Origin of the sequence: Massilia aerilata (assembly GCF_042656905.1) — a bacterium.
GTDB classification, from domain to species: domain Bacteria; phylum Pseudomonadota; class Gammaproteobacteria; order Burkholderiales; family Burkholderiaceae_D; genus Telluria; species Telluria aerilata.
Genome location: NZ_JBHSMZ010000024.1, coordinates 70069 through 89090, shown reverse-complemented (window position 1 = coordinate 89090; position 19022 = coordinate 70069). Strand labels below are relative to the sequence as shown.

General features: G+C 64.8%; 16 protein-coding genes. 6 read left to right on the top strand and 10 right to left on the bottom strand.

Annotated elements, in window-relative coordinates:
- Nucleotides 1-127: 127 nt before the first annotated feature.
- The gene (gene lnt, locus ACFPO9_RS23840) at nt 128-1723 is read right to left on the bottom strand and encodes an apolipoprotein N-acyltransferase (RefSeq protein ID WP_379775840.1); all 1596 of its coding nucleotides are present in this window, start codon (nt 1721-1723) and stop codon (nt 128-130) included.
- Between the two features lie 128 nt (nt 1724-1851).
- Nucleotides 1852-2730, bottom strand: a complete 879-nt coding sequence (locus tag ACFPO9_RS23835) for an HlyC/CorC family transporter (RefSeq protein ID WP_379775837.1) — start codon at nt 2728-2730, stop codon at nt 1852-1854.
- 164 nt (nt 2731-2894) lie between these two features.
- Here ACFPO9_RS23835 and ACFPO9_RS23830 point away from each other — a divergent pair, with 164 nt between their 5' ends.
- Both ACFPO9_RS23830 and ACFPO9_RS23825 read left to right on the top strand, forming a co-directional pair.
- Nucleotides 2895-3398: a (2Fe-2S)-binding protein gene (locus ACFPO9_RS23830; RefSeq protein WP_379775834.1), complete on the top strand. Its 504-nt coding sequence runs from the start codon at nt 2895-2897 to the stop codon at nt 3396-3398.
- Between the two features lie 14 nt (nt 3399-3412).
- The gene (locus ACFPO9_RS23825) at nt 3413-5653 is read left to right on the top strand and encodes a xanthine dehydrogenase family protein molybdopterin-binding subunit (protein WP_379775831.1); all 2241 of its coding nucleotides are present in this window, start codon (nt 3413-3415) and stop codon (nt 5651-5653) included.
- Between the two features lie 95 nt (nt 5654-5748).
- Here the strand turns inward: ACFPO9_RS23825 and ybeY are convergent, their stop codons facing one another.
- The 3 genes from ybeY to miaB are packed head-to-tail and all read right to left on the bottom strand — an operon-like array spanning nt 5749 to nt 8661.
- Complete coding sequence (ybeY, locus tag ACFPO9_RS23820; RefSeq protein ID WP_379775828.1) at nt 5749-6219, bottom strand: rRNA maturation RNase YbeY; 471 nt, start codon at nt 6217-6219, stop codon at nt 5749-5751.
- Nucleotides 6200-7303 carry a PhoH family protein gene (locus ACFPO9_RS23815; RefSeq protein WP_379775825.1) on the bottom strand — a complete coding sequence of 368 codons (1104 nt, stop codon included), beginning with the start codon at nt 7301-7303 and terminating at the stop codon, nt 6200-6202. The genes ybeY and ACFPO9_RS23815 overlap by 20 nt, the downstream gene beginning before the upstream one ends.
- On the bottom strand, nt 7300-8661 hold the full coding sequence (gene miaB, locus ACFPO9_RS23810) for a tRNA (N6-isopentenyl adenosine(37)-C2)-methylthiotransferase MiaB (protein ID WP_379775822.1): 1362 nt from the start codon (nt 8659-8661) through the stop codon (nt 7300-7302). Before miaB ends, ACFPO9_RS23815 begins: the two co-directional genes overlap by 4 nt.
- A 569-nt stretch (nt 8662-9230) precedes the next feature.
- On the opposite strand from miaB, the gene ACFPO9_RS23805 reads away from it, so the two are divergent.
- Nucleotides 9231-9614 carry a hypothetical protein gene (locus ACFPO9_RS23805; RefSeq protein WP_379775820.1) on the top strand — a complete coding sequence of 128 codons (384 nt, stop codon included), beginning with the start codon at nt 9231-9233 and terminating at the stop codon, nt 9612-9614.
- 110 nt (nt 9615-9724) lie between these two features.
- On the opposite strand, the gene ACFPO9_RS23800 is transcribed toward ACFPO9_RS23805, so the two are convergent.
- Together ACFPO9_RS23800 and ACFPO9_RS23795 are read right to left on the bottom strand one after the other, a co-directional pair.
- Complete coding sequence (locus ACFPO9_RS23800) at nt 9725-10567, bottom strand: HDOD domain-containing protein (RefSeq protein ID WP_379775817.1); 843 nt, start codon at nt 10565-10567, stop codon at nt 9725-9727.
- Nucleotides 10564-10896: a hypothetical protein gene (locus ACFPO9_RS23795; RefSeq protein ID WP_379775814.1), complete on the bottom strand. Its 333-nt coding sequence runs from the start codon at nt 10894-10896 to the stop codon at nt 10564-10566. The genes ACFPO9_RS23800 and ACFPO9_RS23795 overlap by 4 nt, the downstream gene beginning before the upstream one ends.
- Before the next feature lie 127 nt (nt 10897-11023).
- Here ACFPO9_RS23795 and gstA point away from each other — a divergent pair, with 127 nt between their 5' ends.
- Together gstA and ACFPO9_RS23785 are read left to right on the top strand one after the other, a co-directional pair.
- Complete coding sequence (gene gstA / locus ACFPO9_RS23790; RefSeq protein WP_379775811.1) at nt 11024-11632, top strand: glutathione transferase GstA; 609 nt, start codon at nt 11024-11026, stop codon at nt 11630-11632.
- Between the two features lie 55 nt (nt 11633-11687).
- Nucleotides 11688-12257: a DUF1697 domain-containing protein gene (locus ACFPO9_RS23785; RefSeq protein WP_379775808.1), complete on the top strand. Its 570-nt coding sequence runs from the start codon at nt 11688-11690 to the stop codon at nt 12255-12257.
- 80 nt (nt 12258-12337) lie between these two features.
- Here ACFPO9_RS23785 and ACFPO9_RS23780 read toward each other — a convergent pair whose 3' ends face one another.
- Complete coding sequence (locus tag ACFPO9_RS23780) at nt 12338-12616, bottom strand: hypothetical protein (protein WP_379775805.1); 279 nt, start codon at nt 12614-12616, stop codon at nt 12338-12340.
- Nucleotides 12617-13100: 484 nt separating this feature from the next.
- Between ACFPO9_RS23780 and ACFPO9_RS23775 the strand changes: the two genes are divergently transcribed.
- Nucleotides 13101-15068, top strand: a complete 1968-nt coding sequence (locus ACFPO9_RS23775; RefSeq protein ID WP_379775802.1) for an AAA family ATPase — start codon at nt 13101-13103, stop codon at nt 15066-15068.
- Nucleotides 15069-15140: 72 nt separating this feature from the next.
- Here ACFPO9_RS23775 and ACFPO9_RS23770 read toward each other — a convergent pair whose 3' ends face one another.
- Both ACFPO9_RS23770 and ACFPO9_RS23765 read right to left on the bottom strand, forming a co-directional pair.
- A complete protein-coding gene (locus ACFPO9_RS23770; protein ID WP_379775799.1) occupies nt 15141-17195 on the bottom strand; it encodes an FUSC family protein in 2055 nt (684 codons plus the stop codon).
- A gap of 50 nt (nt 17196-17245) precedes the next feature.
- On the bottom strand, nt 17246-18955 hold the full coding sequence (locus tag ACFPO9_RS23765) for a cation:proton antiporter domain-containing protein (RefSeq protein ID WP_379775796.1): 1710 nt from the start codon (nt 18953-18955) through the stop codon (nt 17246-17248).
- Nucleotides 18956-19022: the final 67 nt, after the last annotated feature.

Below are 19022 nucleotides of genomic sequence, written 5' to 3'. Positions count from 1 at the left end.
CGGCTTAAATCTATATCGGCGTGGAGCTGTATGTCGGCTTCGGGCACGCGGGCCGCGAACACGGTGAGTTTGCTAAAAGGCCAATTTTAGCGGGTTTTCACGGCTGACTCGAAACGAATCGCGAATTCTAACCACGCTTGCGCATCCTGCCGCTCAACCAGGCGCCGGCCAGGCCCAGCATGCCGAGGCCGAGGAACAGGGTGTTCCCGCAGCGGATATACGGCGTCATGCCGGCGGTGCCCTGCACGGTGGCGCTCAGCACGCCCTCTTTATAGAAGGGCAGCACCTGCGCGATGTGGCCGCGGTGGTCGATGACGGCGGTGGCGCCGTCATTGGTCGCGCGCAGCATCGGGCGCCCGGTTTCCAGCGTGCGCATGCGCGAGATCTGCAGGTGCTGCGGGATCGCGGTCGACTGGCCGTACCACGACAGGTTCGACACGTTCAGCAGCATCGTCGCCGGGCGCGGCGCATTGCGCAGCTGGTAGGCGATCTCTTCGCCGAACACGTCTTCGTAGCAGATATTCGGCAGCACCAGCTGGTCCTTCACGGCGAAGGGCGCCTGCAGCGCCGCGCCGCGGGTGGCGTCGTTCAGCGGGATGTTCAGCATGTCGGTGAACCAGCGGAACCCGAGAGGGATGAATTCGCCGAAGGGCACCAGGTGGGCCTTGTCGTAGCGGTAGGCCCGGGTTTGTCCATTCGACTGCGACTGCGGCTGCGGCGGCACGGTGACCAGGCTGTTCGAGTACTTGCCGGGACCGTCCAGCAGCGGCATGCCGAGCGCCAGCGTGCTGCCGCTGGACGCGGCGAAGCGCTGCAGGCCTTCCAGGTAGCCCTGGGGCAGGTTGTGCGCGAAGACCGGGATCGCGGTTTCCGGCGTCGCCACCAGGTCGCTTGGTGCGGCCGTGATCATCGTCTGGTAGGTCTCGAGGATGCTGGTCAGGAAGGCCAGGTCGAACTTGCGGTCCTGCGGAATATTCCCCTGCAACAGGCGCACGGTCAGCGGCTGGCCCGTGACCTGGGTCCACTCGATGGTGCGCAGGCCGGCGCCGGCCAGCATCAGCGCGCCGAACAGCGCGAGCGCGGGCAGTTTATGGCGCTGGGTCAGCATCACCAGGCAGGCGGCGCACATCGCCACCAGCACGCCGATGCCGTAGACGCCGATCAGCGGCGCGAAGCCGGCCAGCGGTGCGCCATCGTGCGCGTAGCCGGAAGCCGCCCACGGGAAGCCGGTGAAGACCCAGCCGCGCATCCACTCGCTGACGCCCCACAGGATGGGCAGGACCAGCAGCAGGAAGGCGTTGACCGGCAGCGACCAGCGCCGCCGCAGCCAGGTGGCGATGCCGGTGGCGAGCGCGCCGAACAGGCCCATGTAAAGGCCCAGCAGGACGACCCCGATCGCGCCGAGCACCGCCGGCAGGTGCGCGAAGCGGGTCATGAAGATGTACAGCCAGTGCATGCCCGCCACCGACCAGCCGAAGCCGAACGCCCACCCCAATAAGGTGGCGCGGCGGGTCGAGCTGCCCATGCCGACCTGGTAGAACAGCCAGGCCAGGGACAGGAACTGCAGCGGCCACCAGCCGAAGGGTTCGAAGGAGAACAGGCTGAGGCCCCCGGCCACGACGGCGCAGGCGAGGGCGGTGAAGCTGGGACGGGTGCCGCGCAGCGCCGGGTCGGGGGCAGTGGCGGTCTGTTTACGGCGGCGCAGGATCAAGCTTGGGTCCATTTCTTAGTCAGTTTGTCGTTCCCGGCATTGCCGGAAACGACTCCTCGCGCCGGCGGGGACCCAAGTTGGACGGGCAGACGGTGCGCATGCAAACTTGGGTTCCCGCCTGCGCGGGAACGACGGAATGATTAATCGTGGTCGCTCTCGGAGACCGGCAGCTTCTCGACCAGCAGCACGTGGATCTGGCGGGCGTCGGCGCGCAGCACCTCGAAGCGCAGGTTGTCGAGGTCGAACACCTCGCCCTTGTGCGGCATGCGGCCCAGATGGCTGGCGACCAGGCCGCCGATGGTGTCGACGTCGTCTTCCGGCAGGTCGACCCCGATCTCTTCGTTGAACTGATCGATCTCGGTGAGCGCCTTGACGCGCCAGCGCGGGCCGTGCTGACCCTCCTTGATCGACAGGACGTTGTCCTCTTCCTCGTCGAAGTCGTACTCGTCCTCGATGTCGCCGACGATCTGTTCGAGCACGTCCTCGATGGTGATCAGGCCGGCCACGCCGCTGTACTCGTCGACCACGATGGCCATGTGGTTGTGGTTCGCGCGGAAGTCGCGCAGCAGCACGTTCAGGCGCTTCGATTCGGGGATGAAGATGGCCGGGCGCAGCATGTCGCGCACGTCGAAGGACTCTTCGGCGTAGTAGCGCAGCAGGTCCTTGGCCAGCAGGATGCCGACCACCTTGTCGCGTTCGCCCTCGATGGCGGGGAAGCGCGAGTGCGCCGTTTCCAGCACGATCGGCAGCCATTCCTCGATCGGCTTGTTGATGTCGACGACGTCCATCTGCGAGCGCGGAACCATGATGTCGCGCACCGACAGGTCGGAGACCTGGAACACGCCTTCGATCATGGAGAGGGCGTCGGCGTCGATGAGGTTGCGTTCGTGGGCGTCGTGCAGCACTTCGAGCAGCTCGGCGCGATTTTCGGGCTCGGGGGAGATCAGGGCGGTCAGCCGTTCGAAGAGGGACCGGTGGGTTTTGACGTCGCTGCGGACGTCAGCAGGGTGCTCGGGCATAGTTGGCGTGAAGCCGTTGTTGCGATGGGCATTAGAATACACCAAAAGCGCGGATGCCTGTTTTTTATGCAGCCAAGATAAGCGGTGGATATGTGCGCCGTATTGATCCGCCTTTGTCCTATAGTTGTTCATTCGCTACTGAAGCCACTGAAGGAGTTCCTCCCATGCCCGCCCTCGACATCAACGGCACCTCCACCAATCTCGACGTCCCCGACGACATGCCCCTGCTGTGGGCCATCCGCGACGTGATGGGCCTGACCGGCACCAAGTTCGGCTGCGGGGTCGCCCTGTGCGGCGCCTGCACCGTGCACCTGGACGGCCAGCCGATCCGCTCCTGCGTGACGCCGGTCTCCAGCGCGGCGGGCAAGAAGATCACGACCATCGAGGCGATCGGCAACGACCCCGTGGGTGCGAAGGTGCAGGACGCCTGGCGCCAGGTCGACGTGGTGCAGTGCGGCTACTGCCAGTCGGGCCAGATCATGTCGGCCACCGCGCTGCTGCAGGCAAACGCCAAGCCGAGCGACGCCGACATCGACAGCGCCATGGCCGGCAACATCTGCCGCTGCGGCACGTACGGCCGCATCCGCAAGGCCATCAAGATCGCGGCCGGCATCCCGTCGCCGGCCGTGGCCCCCGCCGCCCAGCCGCAAGCCCCCCGCAAGGCCTGAACCGAGGAGCGCACATGGAAACCAAAGACAAAGTATCGAACGCGCGCCGCGGCTTCATGAAGGCGGGCGCGGTGGCCGGCGGCGGACTGCTGTTCGGCTTTTCGCTGTTCGGCTGCAGCCGTGACGGCAAGGAAGGGCGGAACGACCGCAAGGAGAAGCCGTCCGAGACGGCGGTCGGCCAGGCCGCCACCGCCGCCTCCGAACCGGCGGGCCTGGCGCACGACGCCTTCATCCGCATCGACAGGGAGGGCATCGTCACCCTGATCATCCACAAGGTCGAAATGGGGCAGGGTACCTTCACTTCGATGCCGATGCTGCTGGCCGAGGAGCTGGGCGCCGACCTCTCGAAAGTGAAGCTGGAGCAGGCGCCGGCCGACAACAGCCTGTATGCCGACCCGATGCTGGGCGGCCAGGTGACGGGCGGCTCGACCTCGGTGCGCGGCGCATGGAAGCCGCTGCGCGAAGCCGGCGCCAAGGTGCGCACGGTGCTGGTGCAGGCGGCCGCCCAGACCTGGAAGGTCGACCAGAAGGAGCTCAGCGTGGTCGGCGGCACCGTGCGCCACGCCGCCTCGAACCGCTCGGCCCACTTCGGCGAACTGGCCGACGCCGCATCGAAGCTGCAGTTTCCGAAAACGGTCACGCTGAAGGACGCGGCCGACTTCACCCTGATCGGCAAATCGCTCAAGCGCCTCGATTCGCCGGTCAAGACCAATGGCCAGGCCATGTTCGGCATCGATGCGCGCCTGCCCAACATGGGGATCGCGGCGGTGATGGCCTCGCCGGTCCTAGGGGGCAAGGTGGCGGCGGTGGACGAGCAGAAGGCGATGGCGGTGAAAGGCGTGCGCCAGGTGCTGCGCATCGAGGGCGCGGTGGCAGTGGTGGCCGATAACTTCTGGACCGCGAAACAGGGCCTGCTCGCGGCCGCGCCGCGCTTCGACGACGGCCCGAACGCCAAGGTCAGCACCGCGTCCATCGTGGCCGACATGGCCAAGGCCGCGGAAGGCACCGGCGCGATTGCGACCAACAAGGGCGATGCATTGAAGGTGCTGGGCCAGGAAGGCGGTGGACGCCGCATCGACGCGGTCTACGAGATGCCCTTCCTCGCGCACGCGACCATGGAGCCGATGAACTGCACGGTCGACCTGCGCGCGGACGCCTGCGAGCTGTGGGTCGGCACCCAGGTGCCGGCGCTGGCGCAGGGCGCCGCCGCCAAGGTGACCGGCCTGCCGATCGAGAAGGTCAAGGTGCACAACCACTACCTGGGCGGCGGGTTCGGGCGCCGGCTGGAAGTCGACAACGTGCTGCAGGCGGTGGCCTTCGCCAAGCTGGCCAAGGGTCCGCTGAAAGTCATCTGGACGCGCGAGGAAGACATCCAGCACGACATGTACCGCCCCTATTACTACGACCGCCTGTCGGCGAAGCTCGACGACAAGGGCATGCCGGTGGCCTGGTTCCACCGCGTGACCGGTTCCTCGATCATGTCGCGCTTCGCGCCGCCGATGGTCAAGAACGGCGTCGACCCGGATGCCGTGGAAGGCGCCGCCGACCTGCAGTACACGATTCCCGACATGCGCGTCGAGTATGTGCGCCATGAACCGCCCGGCGTGCCGACCGCCTTCTGGCGCGGCGTCGGCCCGACCCACAACATCTTCGTGGTCGAGAGCTTCATCGACGAGCTGGCGTATGCGAGCAAGACCGACCCGGTCGCCTTCCGCCGCGCGCTGCTGCAGAAATCGCCGCGCACGCTGGGGGTATTGAACCTGGCGGCCCAGAAGGCGGGCTGGGGCCGGCCCTTGAAACCGGTGGCCGGACGCAAGGTGGGCCGCGGCATCTCGACCCAGTTCGCCTTCGGCAGCTATATGTCGCAGGTGGCGGAAGTCTCGGTCGGCCCGGACGGCGACGTCCGCGTGCACCGCGTGGTGTGCGCGGTCGACTGCGGCCAGAACGTCAACCCGGACGGCATCATCGCGCAGATGGAAGGCGGCATCGTGTTCGGCGCCAGCGCCGCGCTATGGGACCAGATCACCCACGAGAACGGGCGGGTGCAGCAGACCAACTTCGGCGACTACCGTGTGATGCGCATGAACGAGGCGCCGACGGTGGAGGTATATATCGTCAACAGCCACGACGAACCGGGCGGGATCGGCGAGCCGGGAACGGCGGGAATCGCGCCGGCGATTTCCAACGCGGTGTTCGCGGCGACCGGGAGGCGGGTGCGGAAGCTGCCGATAGCGGAGCAGTTGAAAAAGGCATAAAGCGTCGTCCCCGCGCAGGCGGGGACCCAAGTTCTGCGTGCGTTACGATAGCGCTTGCAAGCTTGGGTTCCCGCCTGCGCGGGAACGACGATAACTTACTCTTCCGCGTACGGATCGGGGTAGCCCAGCGCCTCCATGATGTCGCGCTCCAGCTGCTCCATCTCCTCCGCCTCCTCGTCATGCTCATGGTCGTAACCCTGGGCATGCAGCACGCCATGCACCACCAGGTGCGCGACGTGCTCCTCGACCGTCTTCTTCTGCTCTTCCGCCTCGCGCTGCAGCACGTCGGTGCACAGCACGATGTCGGCCTGGACCGGTTCGTCGTCGGCCAGTTCCTCGCCTTCGTTGTAGGCAAAGGTGAGGACGTTGGTCGCGTAGTCCTTGTGGCGGTAGTCGCGGTTCAGGACCTGGCCTTCTGCGGCGTCGACGAAGCGGATCGCCAGTTCGGCCGGGCCGAGCAGGGAGGCCTGGACCCAGCGTTCGATCATGTCAGGCGTGATCGAGGCTTCCAGGCGGGTGTCGGGATACTGGACGTCCAGTTCGAGCTTATGCTTTTTTTCTTGCATTTCGGGTCACGGGTTTGGCCACGCCGGGCAGGGCGCCAAGCTCCTGCATCGAGGCGGATTTTTCATAGGCGTCGACGATGCGTCCCACCAGCGGGTGGCGCACCACGTCGGCGCTGGAGAAGTGGGAGAAGGCGATGCCGCGCACGTCCTTCAGCACATGCATTGCATCGACCAGGCCGCTGCGCTGGGTCTTGTGCAGGTCGACCTGGGTGACGTCGCCGGTGACCACGGCCTTGCTGCCGAAGCCGATCCGGGTCAGGAACATCTTCATCTGCTCGACCGTCGTGTTCTGGGCTTCGTCCAGGATCACGAAGGCGTGGTTCAGGGTGCGCCCGCGCATGAAGGCCAGCGGGGCGATCTCGATGACCTGTTTTTCGAACAGCTTCTGGGTGCGGTCGAAGCCGAGCAGGTCGTACAGCGCGTCGTACAGCGGGCGCAGGTAAGGGTCGACCTTCTGCGCGAAGTCGCCGGGCAGGAAGCCGAGGCGCTCGCCGGCTTCCACGGCCGGGCGGGTCAGGATGATGCGCTTGACGGCGTCGCGTTCCAGCGCGTCGACGGCGCAGGCCACGGCCAGGTAGGTCTTGCCGGTGCCGGCCGGGCCGATGCCGAAGCTGATGTCGTGCTCGAGCACCGCCTTCAGGTATTGGATCTGGTGCGGGGTGCGGCCGCGCAGGTCGCTGCGGCGGGTCTTCAGTGTCGGGCTGACCAGATCGCTGTCGGTCTCGCCGCCTTCTTCCTCCGCCGTGAAGGTTTCGCCCGGTTCCTTTTTCACTTCGGGCGCGGCGGGTGCTTCGGCGGCGGCCGGTTTCAGGCCGGCGCGCTGTTCGACCAGGGCCAGCTGCACTTCCTCGATCGGCACGACCTTGTTGGCCACCGCGTAGAAGCGTTCGAGCAGCTCGACCGCGCGTTCGGCGTTGCTGCCGCTGACGATGAACTTCTCGCCGCGCCGGAAGATGGTGACGTCGAGGGCGGCCGAGATCTGGCGCAGGTTCTCGTCGAGCGGACCGCAAAGATGGGCGAGCCGCGTGTTATCGAGCGGCTCGGGGATGAAGTACGAAGGTTGGGTAGGCGTCTGGTTTTTCAACTTGCTTTGGCTATCGTATCAATGCTGGCGACCAGGTCGCCGCGCAGGCTGTAATCCAGGCTTTCGGTGATGCGCACGTCGACCAGCTGGCCGATCAGCGTATCGCCGGCGAGGCCCGGGAGGAAGTTGACGACGCGGTTGTTCTCGGTGCGGCCAGCCAGTTCTCCCTGTCCTTTCTTGGACGGTCCTTCGACCAGGATGCGCTGTACCGAGCCGACCATCGCCGCGCTGGTCTTGCGGGTGTTCAGGTCGATCTGGGCCTGCAGGCGCTGCAGGCGCGCCAGTTTCACTTCGTGCGGGGTATCGTCTTCGAGATTGGCGGCCGGGGTGCCGGGACGCTTGCTGAAGATGAAGCTGAAGCTGTTGTCGAAGCCGACGTCTTCCACCAGCTTCATCATCGCTTCGAAATCGGCATCGCTCTCGCCCGGGAAGCCGACGATGAAGTCCGACGAGATCGAAATATTCGGCCGCACCGCCTTGATGCGGCGGATGATGGACTTGTATTCGAGGCCGGTGTAGCCGCGCTTCATGGCCTGCAGGATGCGGTCGGAACCGTGCTGCACCGGCAGGTAGAGGTGGTTCACCAGCTGCGGGATCCTGGCAAAGGCGTCGATCAGGCGCTGGGTGAATTCCTTCGGGTGGCTGGTGACGAAGCGCAGGCGCTCGATGCCGGGGATTTCGGCCACGTACTCGAGCAGCAGCGCGAAGTCGGCAGTTTCTCCGCTGTGCATCGCGCCGCGGTAGGCGTTCACGTTCTGCCCCAGCAGCATGATTTCCTTCACGCCCTGGGCGGCCAGGCCGGCGACCTCGGTCAGCACGTCCTCGAAGCGGCGCGAGACTTCCTCGCCGCGGGTGTAGGGCACCACGCAATAGCTGCAGTACTTGCTGCAGCCTTCCATGATGGAGACATAGGCGACCGGGCCTTCGACCTTGGCGGGCGGCAGGTGGTCGAACTTTTCGATTTCCGGGAAGCTGATGTCGACCTGGGCCGATCCGCTGGCGCGGCGCGCCTGGATCATCTGCGGCAGGCGGTGCAGGGTCTGCGGGCCGAACACCACGTCGACGTGGGGCGCGCGCTTGACGATCGCTTCGCCTTCCTGCGAGGCGACGCAGCCGCCGACGCCGATCACCAGGTCCGGCTTGCCGCGCTTGAGTTCCTTCAGGCGGCCGAGATCGGAGAAGACCTTTTCCTGTGCCTTTTCACGCACCGAGCAGGTGTTGAAGAGGATGACGTCGGCGTCTTCCGGGGTGTCGGTGCGTACGAGTCCTTCGGACGCGCCGAGCACGTCCGCCATCTTGTCCGAGTCGTACTCGTTCATTTGGCAACCAAAGGTCTTGATGAATACTTTTTTCTGCATGGCTGATGCTTTGACAAGTGAATTCCAGTTTACCGCAAATTGGAAACCCGCCCGGAAATGGACGTGTGCACCCGATTTCGGTACTGGTCGGAATGAGTAATTTCTTAACCGAAATTTTTGAAACAGTCGGTTACATTGTTAAATATTGAAATCCGGTTGCTAACTGTTATGTTTGTCATTGCCGGAACGACTCTTTTTTATTTCTTCTTGTAAATCAAATGGCGACTACGAACTGGTAATTGCAAAATAAGTTCAAGAAAACTCTTGCGTGCGCCACAATCTGTCACCATGTGCTGAAATGACTGTATGACAAGCTTTCCGAACGTTAGCTTGATTTCGACCAATGATTTTCGTGCTCCGGTCGAGTGTGAACCCGACGTATGAGTTTGATAATTTGTTCGAAAAACAAGTGCGTGGGGGTAGCGAGTCAGGGAGCGCACGGGGTCCGGGGACGTTGTCGACGCGCAGTCGATTGATCGTTCGGTAACGTATCCGGGAACTTATGTTGACGAAACGAAGTCTTTAACAAAGTTCGTAAGAGAACTATTTTAACCACTCACGAGGTAATCATGGCACATCACGCTCTGTCTTCACAGGAAAGCTACAACCCGAACCATCTGCTGGACATCCTGCTCGGCAAGATGCAACTGAAGAATGACGCAGCGCTGTCGCGCATGCTGGAAGTTGCTCCGCCGGTGATCAGCAAGATCCGTCACCACCGCCTGCCGGTCGGCGCATCGCTGCTGATCCGCATGCACGAAGTGACCGGCATGAGCATCCGCGACCTGCGCGACCTGATGGGCGACCGCCGTACCAAGTATCGCCTGTCGGACGCACAAGGCCGCCCGAAGCCTGAAGAAAAAGCTGCAAAGGAGGCTGCCGCACAAGCCGCTCAGCAAGCCCAACCGCAAGATCAGAGCGACGCTGCCAAATCCGGTAATTATGCGCACTGATGCCGAGGGCATGACAGCCGGTCCTGTCATGCCTCTGGTAAGACCCGGCAGCGGGTTCGCACCCGCTGCCGTCATTTCCAGGCCGTCCTGAGAGAGAGGGGTAGCGCCCCTTAAGTCATCAGGATGGCCGACATTTCTTCCAGTTGTTGTTCCGTCTCGCGGAACAAGTCCATATAAGCATCTTCGTTCAAGCCCATCGCATTCCAGGCCACGCTGGACAGCGCCGGCACCAGTTCATCTTCCTCGCCCGCCAGGTCGAGAGCATGGACGACCGCGTTGGCCACATGGACGATGGCGGCAAGAAATCCCGCGCCCGGCGTCTCGGGCGCGTGGTGATACGCGATCGCCTGGCGCATCGTGTCCGAAAAGTTCCAATGCTCCGCCAGCGCCACGCCGGCATCCACATGGTCGATGCCCAGTACCGTGCGCTCGGCGTCCAGCCATTCGCTATCGTGCGCGCTGCGCCAGGCCAGCGCCTCGCCGTAGGCCTGCGGATGGCCGGTCACCAGCACCAGGCGGCCTATGTCGTGCAGCAATCCCGCCGTGAAGGCGACATCCTGGTTGAAGCGCAGGCGCCGCGCCAGCGAACGGGCGCAGACCGCGGTCGCGATCGAATGGCGCCAGAAAGCCTTGTCGTTGAATCCGGGACACAGCCCGTTCGGGAAGCAGCCGGTGACGGCCGCCGCCGTGATCAGGTTGCGCGTGGTCTGGAAACCGAGGAAGGTGATGGCTTGCTGGATCGTCGCCACCTTCACCTGCAGGCCGAAGGAAGACGAGTTCGCCAGGCGCAGGGTCTTGGCCGTCAGCGCCTGGTCGTAGGACACTTTTTTCGCCAGCACCGAGATATCGATATTGTCCTGCTCGATGCTGCTGAGCAGTTCCATGACGACGGCCGGCAGGGAAGGCAGGTCCTGCACGCTGGCTGCCAGCTGTTCCAGGGACAGTTTGCTCATCGCTGCACCTCGCGCTGCAGGCGGAAATCCTCGACGTACTGGCGCAGGATGGTGGTCGCCCAGTCGTCATTGCTCCCGCGCTCGTGCTTGCGGAATACATGATCCAGTCTTTCCTGCACGCGGGCCGCATCGATGGGCGGCGCGGCGGGACTGGCCACGAGGATGGGGAGGATCTCGACGCCATGGCGCGCCAGCGATGCCAGCATGCCCTCGGTCAGCACCACGCCCTGTGCCAGCAGCACATTTCCCTTTTCGTCGCGCAGCACCTCGCCCAGCACCATACCCGGGCTGGCATCTTGCAGGGGTGTCAGCTGGTAAGCCCCATTCATACTTCCCTCTTTCCATTCATTAACGGAATTATATTAACACCCGATCCGGGTGGAGCAGGCACTCCGTGGCCGGCAAGCTGTCGTAAACTGTTGTATTCTCGGCAGGTTTCAATTCGATAGGACAAGTATGAAACTGTATTTCAGCCCGGGCGCCTGCTCGCTCTCTCCCCATATCGCCCTGCTCGAGGCAGGCCTGGACTTCACGACCGAAAAAGTCGACATCCGCGCCCGCAAGACCGAGAGCGGCGCCGATTTCCTGGCAATCAATCCGAAGGGCTATGTGCCCGCGCTGGAGCTGAAGGACGGCGCCGTGCTGACCGAAGGCCCGGCCATCGTCCAGTTCATCGCCGACCTGGTCCCGGATCGCGAGCTGGCGCCGGCCAACGGCACGCTGGAGCGTTATCGCCTGGTCGAGTGGCTGAACTTCATCTCGACCGAGATCCACAAGAGCTTCAGCCCGCTGTTCCGTCCGACCTCGACCGAGGACATGAAGGAGGCCGCGCGCACCCATCTGACGAACCGACTGGGCTGGCTGGCCAGCCAGCTGGAAGGCAAGGATTACCTGATGGGTTCGCAGTTCACGGTGGCCGACGGCTATTTGTTCACGGTGCTGGGCTGGGCCAACTTTGTCAAATTCGATCTGTCGGCGTGGCCGGTGTTTGCCGCCTACACGCAGCGCGTCGCTTCCCGCCCGGCGGTGCAGCAGGCGCTGCGCGACGAAGGCCTGCTCAAGTAAGCCGGCCGGCAATGAGGATGCTGCGCTGCGCCACGGGGCGCCCGGACAGGCTACCATGCGCGCCATGACAAGCAATCGCTACGTTGCCCTGCTGAGGGGCGTGAATGTCGGGCGCGCAAAGCGTGTCGCCATGGCCGATCTTCGCAAACTGGTGGCCGACCTCGGCTTCGATGAGGTGCGCAGTGTCCTCAACAGCGGCAACCTGGTCTTCAGCGGCCCGCAGCGGCCGCAGGACGAAGTCGCCGCGCAGATCGAGGAAGCCCTGGTACTGAAGCTGGGCGTGGCGGCGCGCGTGCTGGTGCTCGACGCCGCCGAGCTCGCCGATGTCGTTGCCAGCAATCCTTTGCTCGGCCAGGCCGGCGACCATTCGCGCCTGCTGGCCTTTATTCTCTCGAGCCCGCATGCCACGCCGCAGGCCCGCCAGGCGCTCGAAGGGCTCTGCGGCCAAAGCTGGGAATCCGGCGCCACCGCGCTGGGCGAACGCGCCGCCTACGTGTGGTGCCCCGATGGCATCCTCGACAGCGCCGCCGCGGCTGCGCTCGGCAAGCAGCTGGGCGACACCACCACCTCGCGCAACTGGGCGACCCTGCTCAAGCTGCACGCGCTGTGCAGCGAGCCCTTGTAATCGGGCGCCCTCTCCCCATCTAAAAATCCTGCAAATGAAAACGGCGCCCTCCGGCGCCGTCGACTCTCCGGTTTTTCCTCTCAGTCCTTCTTGAACTTTTCGCTGCTGTCGCGGCTTGCGCGGTAGCCGATCAGGATCAGGCCCACCAGCATCATCGCAAACACTTCCGGTTCCGGCAGTTCGGACATGGAAGGCGAGGGCGGCATGACTACCTCGGTATGGCCGACCGTCGAGACATCGGCAATGCGATGGGCGCGGATGGCGTGGCTGGTGTCGAGGTCGATGGCGGCGGCCTGGGCCGCGCCGCAAGGCAGGCTGAGTGCTGAACTGAATGCAGCGGCAAGAACGTATCGTTTCACGGTCATTCCTTCCAAATGTCCACCTCGGAAAGCGCATCCGGGTACCAATCCAGCATAGCAAAAATGCGCCATGAATTGCGCTCGTTACGTCTTGTTACCTGTTTCTCAGCAATTGGAAATAATAAATTTTTTATAATTAAGCTAATTGAAATTATTATCCCCTAGCTACTTATTTAATATGCAAAAAGCGGCATAAACTTTGCGATTTGCTTAGCTAACTTATTGAAATCACAAAGAAAATCGATGTCAATTTGATCAGCTGTGTTGTGTCTCAAAGTTTTTTCAGCGCACGGTATACACGTATCTTTTCTTTGGGGGTATAGTCTCCATATCCCCATTGCCTTCGGGCATCAAAACAATAGCAGACGCCTACGTTTGCATCCATTGCGGTCCCTGCACCGCCGCCTTTCGCGTCCACTCGGCATTTCGGAAGGCACGCATTATCTACGTCGTGAAGCACCTTCAGATTAAAGAGTACTGATATATGCCCAATTTTGCCCGACTTCAAATTGCCTTTAAGAATGTCTATGTCCGTATCCTGACCGCCGTGTTGCTGGGCATGATGGTGGGCTGGTTCATTTACAAGGCAGACGTCCCGCAGGATCCGTCGCCGGTCGTCCATTCGCAGAACATCTCCGAGATCACCGAACTGGCCAGCCAGAAGGACAAGCTCGACTACCTGCTGGTGGCCCGGCCCCTGTCCGATGCACCGCGCTATATCTACAAGTTCAAGGGCGCGCCGCAGCTGCACGTGGTGAAGGTGCCGAGCACCTCCCACCTGTCGCTGGAGCGCGAAGTCCTGCTGAAGAACGCGATCCCGTATTCGATCGCCAAGGACGATTACCTGGCTTCGCATAAAGCCGTGCTGCAGGACGAGAACGAAGGCTTCGCCTCCGAGGTCATCTCCTTCATGAAGCGCCACGCGCTCGACCTGACCGTGCTGGTCGTGATCCTGTACGCCCTGAAATTCGGCATCCCGGGCATGAATGCCGGCGGCGCCCAGATGATCTCGCCGGACAAGCTGAAAGGCTCGCTGGACGACCTGATCGGCATGGAAGACATCAAGCAGGAAGTCCTCCACCTGGAAGACATGATCCGCAACCGCGAGCTGTACAAAGAGCACAACATCGACAAGCCCTTCAACGTCATGCTGACCGGTCCTGCCGGTACCGGCAAGACCAAGCTGGTCGGCTACCTGGCCAAGCGCCTGGACATCCCGCTGATCCAGGCTTCGGGCTCGGCGCTGGAATCGGGCTACGTCGGCGGCGGTTCGAAGGCGCTGAACGCCCTGTACCGCAAGGCCTCGAGCAAGGGCCGCTGCATCATCTTCCTGGATGAAGCGCAGAGCCTGTTCATGCCGCGCGGCCGCAGCGAAAAGAAATGGGAAGACGACACCGCCAACACCCTGCTGGGCCTGCTGGACGGCGTGAAGAGCGACAAGGGCCAGGGCGTGATCTGGGTCGTCGCCTCGAACTTCGACGACGCCTCGACCGATATGGACGAAGCGATGCTGCGCCGCTTCTCGGTGAAGATCAACTTCCGCCTGCCGAACAAGGCCGAGCGCAAGGAACTGCTGCGCAGCTTCCTGTCGCGTAAAAAGGAAGGCCTGGTGGACTTCGACGACCTCGACCTCGACCAGGTGGCCGAGATCACCCAGAACCTGAGCCCGGCGCTGCTGGAATCCGTGGTCGAACGCGCCTCGATGCTGTCGATCCAGGAAAAAGTCATCATCAATACCGACCTGCTGTTCCGTGCCTATGAGCGCGCCACGATCGGCCTGACCGACCGCGCCACCACCGCCGAGAAGCACAAGCAGCGCGAGCGCATCGCCGTGCACGAACTGGGCCACTTCTTCATGCAGATCGATCCCTTCCTGCGCGCCGGCATGAGCCTGGACGAAGTGAAGGAAAAGTCGCACCTGCTGAAGATCAGCACCGAGGCCGTGTCGAAGATCGGCGCCCTGGGCTATGTGCTGCAGTCGGGTGAAGACATGTCGCTGCGCACATTGGAAGAACTGGAAGCCGACGTGGTCGGCCTGTACGGCGGCGTGGCGGCGGAAGAGCTGTTCTACGGCGCCCGCGGCATCTCGGTCGGCAGCCAGAACGACATCGAGAAGATCACCAAGATGCTGAACCTGATGGTGGGCCGCCTGTCGATGTACTCGCGCGCCAAGATCGACTACAGCCAGATGGGCAACGACGCCTCGGGCGAGCACACCCTGCGCCAGGTCGAGGAAAAGTCGGATGAGCTGTACAACTACACCCTGAATTCGATCCGCGACTACCAGGACGTGATCGTGGCGCTCAAGGACACGCTGCTCGACCAGTACGTGCTGTCCAAGGATGCCGTGTTCGCCCTGCTGGAACAGCATAAGGATGCGCTGCTGGCTGGCCTGAACCACGCCCGCCACGCCAGCCTGAAGCTGTGCGCCGAGGAAGCCGCGGTGGCGTGATTCCGAGATTGTGATGTTTCCCGGGCCAGTCCTGGAATGAAGGCGGCGGACAGCGATGTCCGCCGCCTTTTTTCATGGCTTGCCGGGCGCCGGCAGCTCTTTGCGGATCGCGCGCAGTTTATCGTCGGTTTCAGCCAGCCAGCGCATGGCAAGCTGCTGCGGGATGTTGCCTTCGTCCGCCGCCGGCAGGGGCAAGGCGGGCAGCGCTGCCGAGGGCTGCTCACGCCCGCCTGGCGTGTCGAGCAGCGCTGCGGTGTCGTCCAGGCTGGCGGCCAGCACGCGGGCCGCCTCGCGCAGCGCTTCGGATTGCGCCGATGAAGATGCATCGCAGGCGCCCGGCGCGCATGCGTGGCGCACGCAATAGGCGATGCGCGCCAGCCGCGCCAGGTGCTCGCGGCGGTTTTCCTTCGAGCCCGGATACGCCGCGCCGGTGACGGGGCCGAGGGCCTGGCGCAGCGCCTGCAGCTTGCGGTCCAGCTCACGCACGGCCGCGTGCCGCGTTTCCGGCGCGTGTCCGGTCCAGGCTGCGCGCAGCAGCTTGCCCGCGGCGCGCAGCAGGTCCGCGCTCCTGCTGCCGGATTCGTCGCGCGTGTGCGCCGGGAAGACGAACCTGGCGCCGAGGATGGCGCTGGCCGCGCCGATCGCGGTTTCTTCCAGCCGGAGCAGCAGCAGGCCGGGGCTGTCCATCCCCATCAATTCATACAGCATCGCCAGCATGGCGCTCAGCAGCACCGTATAGGCATTCTGCAGGCCGTGGAAGGCATAGAAACCGGCCGCGATGAACACGAACAGCAGCGACAGTTCGATGCTCCGGCTGCCGTGCACCAGCGCCGCCGCCGCGATGCCGACGCCGACACCGGCCACCGTCGCCAGTACCTGGCGCCAGGCGCCCGACAAGGTCTGGCCGACCGTGGCCGAGCGCGTGAACACCACGAAGGCCGCGAACACCGCCCAGAACCAGTGGTCCGGCGACAGCGCGCGACCCGCCAGCAGGGCGCCCAGCGCGGCCGCGCAGGCCTGCAGCGCGCGCCGGGTGGTGTCGTCGGGCCAGTGCCCGTCTTTCGCCCCGGACGCCGGCGGGGCGGCCGGCGCCGGCTTGCGCTCGTCGCCCATGGCGGGCAAGGGATCGCGCAGGGAGGGCAGGGCGGCAAGCGCAGCGAGCGCGCGGCGCAGGCGCCAGCGCACGGCTTCCAGCAGCGTGCCGGGAGCATGGCGATCGATCCAGGCGCCGGCGTCTAGGGGCCGGTCCTTGCGGATGTCGCGCGCCAGCGCATGCAGGCCGGCGGCGAAATCCTGACTATCGTCCACGCCATCCGCCGCGCGCACGACCGCATCGACCGCTTCCGCCGCCAGTTCGCCGTGCAGGATACCGTCGCGCAGACGGGCGGCCTCGCCCTGTGCCGGCGCCTTGCCGAAATCTTCGATGCGTGAATCGATGTCCAGCGACTGCGCATTCAGGGCCGCGAGCTGGGCCTCGACGCGCTTGCGGCCAGCACCGCCATCCTGTTCCAGCCCGCGTGCCAGGTCGACCAGCAGCGCGGCGATGCGGGCGCGCCAGGCGCGCAGTTCGCTGTGCAGCATCCGCCCGGGATGCTCGGGCACCAGCCAGAAACGGATGAGGAAGGCGATCGCGCAGCCGCTGAACACGAATACCGGGTCCCACTGCGCCTTCGAGGGCGGCACTTTCAGCAGCAGCGCGTAGAAAAAGGACTGGTAGGCGATCGTCCCCAGGCCGCTGGCGCGCGGCCCGAAGCGGCGCACCTGGAAGGCCACGAAAATCACCAGCAGGAAGCAGGCGCCGCTCAGCCACGGGTTGCCGGATACCAGGCTGCCCAGCACCAGCATCGCGCTGGCGACCACCGGCACCCAGGCCATGGTCACCTGCTGCTGGCGCCGGCCGGCATCCGGCAGGGCGGCGGCGGCGATCATCGGCACCACGATGCCGCCCAGGGACAATTCGTACTTCAGGCCGAGCCAGCGGGTCAGGAACAGGAAGGCGCCGGCGCAGATGCCGGCGGTGAGCAGGGCGCGCAGGCCGCTCTGCAGCCGTTCCAGCGCGGGATCGGAAGCGAGCAGGCGCTCGCGCAGGTAGCCGGGGTAGTCGAACCGGTGGCGGTCATGGCGCATCCCCTTAATGTACAAGATGACAAGGATGCGCCACGCACGCCTGGTTCAGCTTAGTGTGCCGCTGGCGTCTCCGCCAGTCCCTCCAGAACATAGCGCGTCATGCTGCCGGCCAGTTCGCGCTCGCCGACGAACACGGTGCCGCCGGTCTCTTCGCGCAGCAGGCGCGCCTCTTCCTCGCTGTGGGTCCGCACCACGCAGCGGATAGACGGGTTCAGCGCTTTCGCCGTCTCGATCATGCTGCGCACGTGAAAGGTGTCCGGCGTCGCGATCACCAGCATCGAGGCGTGCGCGATGTGGGCCTGGATCAGCACCGCCGGATCGGCTGCATTGCCGGCCACCGCCGGCTGGTTGCGGCGGCGCAGCTCCTCGACCATCTCGCGGTTCTGTTCCGCCACCACGTAGTGCACCTTCTGGCGGTCCAGCTCCTCGGCGATGCGCTTGCCCACGCGTCCATACCCGACCAGCACCACCTGGCCACGCAGGTGCTCGTGCGCGACCGTCATCGGCAGCTCGGCCAGCGGGTCGGCCGAGCGTTCGAGCTTGCGCGCCAGGTCGGATTTCGAGCGCAGCCACTCCTGCAGCGGATTGATGGCCTTGAACATCAGCGGGTTCACGGCGATCGAGATGATGGCGCCGGCCAGGATCAGGTTCTGGCCGAGGTCCGGCAGCAGGCCCAGCGACATGCCCAGCGCCGCCAGGATGAAGGAGAACTCGCCGATCTGGGCCAGGCTGGCCGAGACCGTGATGGCGGTATTCAGCGGATAGCGCAGCGCCAGCACCAGCACGAAGGCCGCGAGCGATTTACCGAACAGGACGATGCCGACCACCGCCAGCACTTCGAGCGGGTGTTCGACCAGCACGCGCGGGTCGAACAGCATGCCGACCGAGACGAAGAACAGCACCGAGAAGGCGTCGCGCAGCGGCAGGGTTTCCTCGGCCGCGCGGTGGCTCAGCGCCGATTCGCGCAGCACCATGCCGGCAAAGAAGGCGCCCAGCGCGAAGGAGACGCCGAACAGCTCGGACGAGCCATAGGCGATGCCGACCGCGGCCGCGATCACGGCCAGCGTGAACAGCTCGCGCGAGCCGGTCTTGGCCACGCGCCACAGGAACCAGGGGAACAGCTTGCGTCCGACGATCAGCATGAAGGCGACGAAGGCGCCCACCGACAGCAGGGTCTTGCCGAGCGCCAGCCACAGCGAGTCATTGGCGCCATGGCCATTGGCGGCGTGGCCGCCCAGCGGACCGGCCAGCGCCGGCAGCAGCACCAGCACCAGCACCGTCACCAGGTCCTCGACCACCAGCCAGCCGACCGCGATGCGGCCGTTGAAGGAATCGAGCTGGCCGCGGTCTTCCAGCGCCCGCAGCAGCACCACGGTACTGGCCACCGACAGCGCCAGGCCGAACACCAGGCCCGCGCCCAGGCCCCAGCCCCACAAGTGGCTCACGCCGATGCCCATCAGCGTGGCGACCGTGATCTGCAGGACGGCGCCGGGCAGGGCGATGCCCTTGACCTCCAATAGATCGTCGAGCGAGAAGTGGAGACCGACCCCGAACATCAGCAGCATCACGCCGATCTCCGCCAGCTGGGATGCGAGCGCGACATCCGCCACGAAGCCCGGCGTGGCCGGTCCGATCAGGACGCCGGCGGCAAGATAACCGACCAGGGCCGGCAGGCGGACCTTCACGGCGAGCATGCCGAACAGCAGGCCGAAGCCGAGGGCGGCGGCGATGGTGGTGATCAGGCTGATGTTGTGGTGCATTAGGGCGTGGCCTCCTTGGTAGGGTGGGCACTCCGTGCCCACGCGTGACGTTTGCGACATGCGGGCT

What these genes read in the sequence shown, in the direction of transcription:
- lnt (WP_379775840.1), bottom strand. Translation starts at nt 1,723, where the DNA reads ATGGACCCAAGCTTGATCCTGCGCCGCCGTAAACAGACCGCCACTGCC.
- ACFPO9_RS23835 (WP_379775837.1), bottom strand. Translation starts at nt 2,730, where the DNA reads ATGCCCGAGCACCCTGCTGACGTCCGCAGCGACGTCAAAACCCACCGG.
- ACFPO9_RS23830 (WP_379775834.1), top strand. Translation starts at nt 2,895, where the DNA reads ATGCCCGCCCTCGACATCAACGGCACCTCCACCAATCTCGACGTCCCC.
- ACFPO9_RS23825 (WP_379775831.1), top strand. Translation starts at nt 3,413, where the DNA reads ATGGAAACCAAAGACAAAGTATCGAACGCGCGCCGCGGCTTCATGAAG.
- ybeY (WP_379775828.1), bottom strand. Translation starts at nt 6,219, where the DNA reads ATGCAAGAAAAAAAGCATAAGCTCGAACTGGACGTCCAGTATCCCGAC.
- miaB (WP_379775822.1), bottom strand. Translation starts at nt 8,661, where the DNA reads ATGCAGAAAAAAGTATTCATCAAGACCTTTGGTTGCCAAATGAACGAG.
- ACFPO9_RS23805 (WP_379775820.1), top strand. Translation starts at nt 9,231, where the DNA reads ATGGCACATCACGCTCTGTCTTCACAGGAAAGCTACAACCCGAACCAT.
- ACFPO9_RS23800 (WP_379775817.1), bottom strand. Translation starts at nt 10,567, where the DNA reads ATGAGCAAACTGTCCCTGGAACAGCTGGCAGCCAGCGTGCAGGACCTG.
- ACFPO9_RS23795 (WP_379775814.1), bottom strand. Translation starts at nt 10,896, where the DNA reads ATGAATGGGGCTTACCAGCTGACACCCCTGCAAGATGCCAGCCCGGGT.
- gstA (WP_379775811.1), top strand. Translation starts at nt 11,024, where the DNA reads ATGAAACTGTATTTCAGCCCGGGCGCCTGCTCGCTCTCTCCCCATATC.
- ACFPO9_RS23785 (WP_379775808.1), top strand. Translation starts at nt 11,688, where the DNA reads ATGCGCGCCATGACAAGCAATCGCTACGTTGCCCTGCTGAGGGGCGTG.
- ACFPO9_RS23775 (WP_379775802.1), top strand. Translation starts at nt 13,101, where the DNA reads ATGCCCAATTTTGCCCGACTTCAAATTGCCTTTAAGAATGTCTATGTC.
- ACFPO9_RS23770 (WP_379775799.1), bottom strand. Translation starts at nt 17,195, where the DNA reads ATGCGCCATGACCGCCACCGGTTCGACTACCCCGGCTACCTGCGCGAG.
- ACFPO9_RS23765 (WP_379775796.1), bottom strand. Translation starts at nt 18,955, where the DNA reads ATGCACCACAACATCAGCCTGATCACCACCATCGCCGCCGCCCTCGGC.